Source organism: Bacillota bacterium, assembly GCA_040754675.1.
Taxonomy (GTDB): domain Bacteria; phylum Bacillota; class Limnochordia; order Limnochordales; family Geochordaceae; genus Geochorda.
Genome location: JBFMCJ010000408.1, coordinates 1 through 3,748 on the forward strand (window position 1 = coordinate 1; position 3,748 = coordinate 3,748).

The window sequence follows — 3,748 nt, forward strand, 5'->3', positions numbered from 1 at the left end:
TGCGGCCGCACTGCGTGGCAAAAGCGGTGCCTTCCACGATACGGCCATACGGCGGACGGCCCAAAACTCCTGGGTGGGGCGGGCGGGGCTACTGCTGTGCGGCTGCACCGCCCCCTGAGGGGCCGAGCCAGCCGAGCCGGCGCAGCGGGATGATCTGCCGCGCCAGCACGTGGAGGGGCTTGGCCGCCAGGACGAAGTGGTCGCCGATGGTACTGAGCACCTCGTTCAGCCCCGTCCGGTGCGCCATCTCCTCGAGAGCCGCCCGGTGGTACAACTCCGTTCCGAGCCGGACGTACTCCTCGAACTCCCTCCGGCGCCGCTGGCGGAGGAAAGCCGGCGAAGGGCCGCCGCGCCACCGAGCCTGCACGGGGGCGTTCACGTACTCGGGGAAGAGCCCGACCAGGAAGAGGCTGACGTCGGCGGCCCGCTTGTAGACGGCGAAGCGCTGGGAGGGGTCCACGAGTTCAACAGCGGCGAGAAGGTCGTCGATGTCCATGTCGGAGAGCACCCACCGCTGGTACGTGGCGCCGCGGCGCACCACGAAGGTGCGGAGTTCGGTCCGGACGAAGCTTGCCAGCATGTCGGCGAGGTATCCCAGCACCTGTGGCTGTTCCACCAGCCGTACGGCCGGACCGGCGTCGAAGACGGGCAGGGTTCCCCCAGGGCCTGGCTCCATGGTGAAGGAGACCTGCTTCAACATCCGGCGGGCCCGCCGCAAAAGCACCGTGAAGAGCAGCTGCGGCGACACCTTGAGCAGGATCTCGTCGTCGGAGGCCATGCGCTGGTACAGGCGGTCGTCTTCCAGGAGGATCTCCAGGAAGTCCGGCTTGTCCCGGATGATCTCCCGGATGCGGTCGTAGTCGGTTCGCCGGGTGGAGGTGGTGCGCACGATGAACTCGAGATCCCGGTCGGTGAGCCACCGGCTCGGATCGCCCGACGGGGCGGGACGGGTTGCCATCCAGTTCCAGGGCACGCTTGAACGCTCCCCCTCTTCCCCTTATATTGTAGGCTGTTGTCGCAAGCGTGCTGGAAAAGCCCGCGAAAGGAGCTGACCAGGCCCGGTGAGCCGTCCAGAAGAGCGCCAGGTATTCACGCGGCTGGTGGGTGCAGAGCGCACGATGGCACGGGACGGGCGATCCGAGGTTCGCCTGGCCATCCGGCCCCACCACAAGAACGAACTGGGCATTGTGCACGGGGGCGTGCTGATGGCCCTGGCCGACGAGGCCATCGGGCTGGCCGCGTACAGCGCGGTAGGGGCCGGCACCGCGGTGGTCACCGCCGAACTCCACGTTCACTTCCTGCTGCCGGTTCGCGACGGGCTCCTGGTAGCTCGCGGGCAGGTGTGGCGGGCCGGCCGGCGCCTGGTCACGGGCGAGGCGGTCATCGAGCTGGTGGACGCGGCAGGAGCGGACGCGGCGGCAGGACCAGAGGGCCGCGCGCCTGCGGATGGTTGGCCTGCCGGCCGTTCGGCGGTGATCGTGGCCCGCGCCGACGGGACGTGGGCGACGGTTACGCCGGACGTTCCACTGCCGTAGAGGGCGCCTCCTGCTCCCGCAGGGCCCGGCGCAGCACTTTCCCGACCAGAGTCTTGGGGAGTTCGTCGCGAAACTCGAACTGGCGCGGCACCTTGTAGGCGGCGAGCCGTTCCCGGCAGAACGCGGCGAGCTGGTCGGCGGTGGCGCTCTGCCCTTCCTTGAGCACCACGTACGCCTTCACGGTCTCGCCGCGGTAGGGGTCGCCCACGCCGACCACCGCCACCTCTTTCACGGCGGGATGCTCGTAGAGGGCGTCCTCCACCTCTCGCGGGTAGATGTTGTACCCGCCGGCGATGATCATGTCTTTCTTGCGGTCGACGATGTAGAAGTAACCGTCCTCGTCCATGCGGGCAAGGTCCCCGGTCAGGAGCCACCCGTCCTGCGTCAGCACGGCCGCCGTCTCGTCCGGTCGGCGCCAGTATCCCTTCATCACCTGCGGCCCCCGCACGGCCAGTTCCCCCACCACGCCCGGCGGAAGCACCTCACCGGTTGCCGGATCCACGACGCGGGCCTCGGTGTCGGGCCAGGGCAGGCCGATGCTGCCGGGGCGCCGTTCTCCCCAGATGGGGTTGGCGTGTGTGACGGGCGACGCCTCGGTCAGCCCGTACCCTTCGATGAGCCGGCCACCGGTGATGCGCTCGAATGTCTCCTGGACGGCCGGCGGCAGGGGCGCCGCGCCGCTGACGCACGCCTCGATGGAGTCGAGCCGGTACCGGCTCACGTCCGGCAGGTTGTTGATGGCCACGTACATGGTCGGCACCCCGGGAAAGAGCTTGGGCCGGTAGCGCTGCACCAGCTTCACGGCCTCGCGCGCTTCGAAGCGGGGCATGAGGATCATGGTGGTGCCGCTCATGACCGAGAAGTTGAGGACCGTGGTGAGCCCGTAAACGTGGAAGAACGGCAGCGCGGCCAGCACCGTGGTGGCCTGACCCTTGAACCGGTAAAGCCACGCCTCGATCTGGGTGCAGTTGGCGGCCAGATTGAAGTGGGTCAGCATGACCCCCTTGCTCGTGCCGGTGGTGCCGCCCGTGTACTGCAGCAGGGCCGGGTGCTCTTCGGCGTCGACGGGGTAGGGCCCGCCCTGGGGCGGGGAGTTGAGGAGTTCCCGGAAACGGTGAAGGCGCACGCCCTGCGGGAAGGCGGCCGGCCCTGCCGGCGCCTGGTGCGGCCCGGCGCGGCGGCGAGCCTTGCGTGCGTCGGCAGCCTGCTTGATGGGGTACAAGAGCCGCAGGTGCAGCGGGAGGTAGTCCGCAATCGAGGTCGAGATGACGTGCCGCAGCCCCACGTCGGCGGCGACCTGAGCCAGCCTGGCAAGCAAGAGGTCCAGGACGACGGCCACGCCGAGATCGGCGTCCTTGAGCTGATGGCGGAGTTCCCTGGGCGTGTACAGAGGGTTGGTCATCACCACGGTGGCGCCGAGCCACAGCGCTGCGTAGTAGGCGATGACGGCCTGCGGCGTGTTGGGAAGGATGATGGCCACGCGATCCTTGGGCCGCACGCCCAGGCTCGCCAGCCCTCCTGCAAAACGCCGCACCTGGTCGTAAAGCTGGGCGTAAGTGATGGCAGCGCCGTAGAAGACGGTGGCCGGGCGCTGCGGGTAACGCCGGGCCGAAGTCTCAAGCCACGAGGCCAGGTTGATCCTGGGGTAGGTGAGGCGGGCCGGTACCTCGGGCGGGTACCGGCGAAGCCAGGGACGCTCCTTGTAAGCGTTTTCCACGTCCATGGCAAGACCCCCCATCCGGGTATCCGGTGATGGTAAGGTTCGTGATAACCACTGCTCCCCCCTCTGCACACCTTCGCCGCACGTCGCGGCCGGACCGGGGCCGTCACGAAGGGGAGCGGGCACCGGCGAGCGAACGTGTAGAGAGTGCCCGAGCTTTGCAGGCAGGCGGAGAATCTTTTCGGAGGACAGGACCCGTGAGATGAAGAGGCCCGGCCGGGATGAAGGTGCTGAGTTCCGTGCGGTCTTGGCCCGTTACGCCTCGCTCGTCGTGCGGCTGCTAAACGATCCCCACCTGCTGCAGACCCTCGGCCCCGAGCGGGGAGCGCTGGTGGTCCGAAGGTTGCAGCGGCTCACCGCGCTGGCGAAGGAGCTTTCGAGCCTGGCTCCTGCACAGGCCCGGCCGCCTGATGCCGTATCTCGGCTCTGGCCAGTTGCACCCACAGGCGGTCGGCGTGCAAGGCGGCCTGGACACGGCCCACGACCCCGGGCC

General features: G+C 68.9%; 4 protein-coding genes. 2 read left to right on the forward strand and 2 right to left on the reverse strand.

What is annotated here, in order from left to right; genetic code table 11:
* Nucleotides 1-88: 88 nt before the first annotated feature.
* Nucleotides 89-973, reverse strand: coding sequence for a hypothetical protein (locus AB1609_17945; protein ID MEW6048329.1), 885 nt, complete (start codon nt 971-973; stop codon nt 89-91).
* An 88-nt stretch (nt 974-1,061) separates the two neighbouring features.
* Here AB1609_17945 and AB1609_17950 point away from each other — a divergent pair, with 88 nt between their 5' ends.
* Complete coding sequence (locus tag AB1609_17950; protein MEW6048330.1) at nt 1,062-1,535, forward strand: PaaI family thioesterase; 474 nt, start codon at nt 1,062-1,064, stop codon at nt 1,533-1,535.
* Here the strand turns inward: AB1609_17950 and AB1609_17955 are convergent.
* The gene (locus AB1609_17955; protein ID MEW6048331.1) at nt 1,510-3,258 is read right to left on the reverse strand and encodes a long-chain fatty acid--CoA ligase; all 1,749 of its coding nucleotides are present in this window, start codon (nt 3,256-3,258) and stop codon (nt 1,510-1,512) included. The genes AB1609_17950 and AB1609_17955 overlap by 26 nt on opposite strands.
* Nucleotides 3,259-3,457: 199 nt before the next feature.
* Between AB1609_17955 and AB1609_17960 the strand changes: the two genes are divergently transcribed.
* Nucleotides 3,458-3,748, forward strand: a 291-nt coding sequence (locus AB1609_17960) for a hypothetical protein (protein ID MEW6048332.1), incomplete at its 3' end; no start/stop codon positions are given.

Bases quoted from the DNA above. Each gene is read 5' to 3' on its own strand.
- AB1609_17955 (MEW6048331.1), bottom strand. From the start codon at position 3,258: ATGGACGTGGAAAACGCTTACAAGGAGCGTCCCTGGCTTCGCCGGTAC.